Below are 1,681 nucleotides of genomic sequence, written 5' to 3'. Positions count from 1 at the left end.
ATGTAAGATCCTCGTTAAGAACTTTGAGCGCACCTTGACCAATGCCACCACGAAGCTCAATCTCTGCTTCGTCAGGTTAATGATTAAGCGACTTGCCGCCTTTTAGAGATGTCAAATGGGTTCTATACTATTCGCGCTTGGGCAATTCGAGATATTGTACTTTCGGTGCTGGTCGCATTGGCAAATAGAACAACTGTGAAAATGTTGTTGATTGGTTGTGTAGCGATTGATACTACGGATATTGTTTCTGCCTATTTGAGTGGTATGGCGGGGTTATTTGGCGAAGAAGATGGCTGGTTGCTTAAATTAACCTCGACTGCGGTTGCTGCCCTTGTTTTGGAGTTTGGGGCATTGTTATTCTTGACGATTCATAAAGCACAGAAAGATGATGTTAGTGAGAATAAGCAGTGAGCAAATTCAGAAACTGGACTGTAGCATACCCATCGGTTCTGCCAACCGTAGTCCCCCAAACACTAAATGCGCCCCTTTGTAACTCAACCGACCAGCCTCCTCCCGATCGAGGTGCATCGGCTTGTTGGGCGGCAATTACCCCGGTGTCTGCTGGTGAAGTATTAACTTCCACATTCCATTATTAAGTACATACGTGCTACTGATAAAAGCTACGTATGGCTCGCTACCTTCGCGTTGTGCAGTAACTCTGTACATGAACACTCCGGCTTTCTCCGATAATGAAATCACTTGCGGATCTTCTATTTGGAACGATTGCCAAGGTTGGGTAGCTAGAGATTCCAAGATTTTTTCTTTTCCACTTATGCGTATGCCACCTGAAAAAACTATGGTTGCATCGTCGTGGAGAACAGCACTATAGAACTTCTTGCTCGCCTCTCCTACCAATGTGAGGGCTTGCCATCCTTGGTTTTCAAGTTCAATTAAATCCTGCATCGTAGTCACTCCTTACTTTAGTCGCCTTTTGTAAATAACGGGGTAGTATCCGTGTAAAATCTAACCGAAGTTACCAATCCTTCTGTGTTTCGATCAGTAAACGCTACGACTCGAATCGTTACTTCCTGTCCATCATTCCGTTTGTAGTGATTCAACGCCTCCAACACAAAAGACGAGTCGCTGCCATAAATGTTTAACAAGTCGTGTTCTAGACTGGTGAAGGTTGTCCAATAATCAGCAAGCCCTTGTATTACAACTTCTTTGCCTTCCATCGGCGGGGCATTGTTTGATTGCACAGAACAATCCTGCGCCAAGAACTTTCCATACGCTTCAATGTCTAATGTATCCAACGTTTCTAAATATTTCAGATACCACTCATAAGTTTCGGGAGAAAGCTGATTGATTCTAAGATTTTGGGTTTTCACCTATCACTCCTCTTGATAATCTAACAATTTAATCGAGTTATCTCACTTTTCAGTTACGTGCCTGTAACTTCAATCTAATTTATCTATGTTTGTTGCCTAGTCGATAACTTTAATTCATTGTCTGAGTGATCCTTCCAACTCATTTAATCATGAACGCTGACAAAGCGCCTTCAAGTTACCCACGCGCCCAGGGCAACCGCATAAAAATCATTGAGTTAAAAGTTTGATGAGATAGGTATGATCCCAAGCTGCCTTTTTGCGTCTGGCGGCAATGCCACGCTGGGATGAGGAGTCTTTGGCGAGAAGATTGAGAGCAAGATGCCTAAGCAAAGCCATGTTTTGAGGAGCAAAAT

At 43.4% G+C, this 1,681-nt stretch carries 4 protein-coding genes and 1 pseudogene; 2 read left to right on the top strand and 3 right to left on the bottom strand.

Features of this window, described 5'->3' with window-relative positions:
- Nucleotides 1–106 (top strand): annotated as a pseudogene (locus AC2VE5_RS27035) (transposase); the annotation flags it as partial.
- A 2-nt stretch (nucleotides 107–108) separates the two neighbouring features.
- Nucleotides 109–411: a hypothetical protein gene (locus AC2VE5_RS27030; RefSeq protein ID WP_486890619.1), complete on the top strand. Its 303-nt coding sequence runs from the start codon at nucleotides 109–111 to the stop codon at nucleotides 409–411.
- Here AC2VE5_RS27030 and AC2VE5_RS27025 read toward each other — a convergent pair.
- Genes AC2VE5_RS27025 through AC2VE5_RS27015 form a run of 3 tightly spaced genes read right to left on the bottom strand, consistent with a single transcriptional unit; the run spans nucleotide 392 to nucleotide 1,328 of the window.
- Nucleotides 392–583: a hypothetical protein gene (locus tag AC2VE5_RS27025; RefSeq protein WP_486890618.1), complete on the bottom strand. Its 192-nt coding sequence runs from the start codon at nucleotides 581–583 to the stop codon at nucleotides 392–394. The genes AC2VE5_RS27030 and AC2VE5_RS27025 overlap by 20 nt on opposite strands.
- Nucleotides 547–903 (bottom strand): nuclear transport factor 2 family protein, encoded by a 357-nt coding sequence (locus AC2VE5_RS27020; protein ID WP_486890617.1) that lies wholly within the window; start codon nucleotides 901–903, stop codon nucleotides 547–549. Before AC2VE5_RS27020 ends, AC2VE5_RS27025 begins: the two co-directional genes overlap by 37 nt.
- A 17-nt stretch (nucleotides 904–920) precedes the next feature.
- Nucleotides 921–1,328: a nuclear transport factor 2 family protein gene (locus tag AC2VE5_RS27015; RefSeq protein WP_486890616.1), complete on the bottom strand. Its 408-nt coding sequence runs from the start codon at nucleotides 1,326–1,328 to the stop codon at nucleotides 921–923.
- Nucleotides 1,329–1,681: the final 353 nt, after the last annotated feature.

This window comes from Aliterella sp. E5.1, assembly GCF_057473825.1.
Note: the sequence above shows the minus strand (reverse complement) of the source record. Positions and strands in the feature narration are given on the sequence as shown.

Excerpts from the sequence above, each read along its gene's own strand:
- AC2VE5_RS27020 (WP_486890617.1), bottom strand. The coding sequence starts at position 903 with ATGCAGGATTTAATTGAACTTGAAAACCAAGGATGGCAAGCCCTCACA.
- AC2VE5_RS27030 (WP_486890619.1), top strand. The coding sequence starts at position 109 with ATGTCAAATGGGTTCTATACTATTCGCGCTTGGGCAATTCGAGATATT.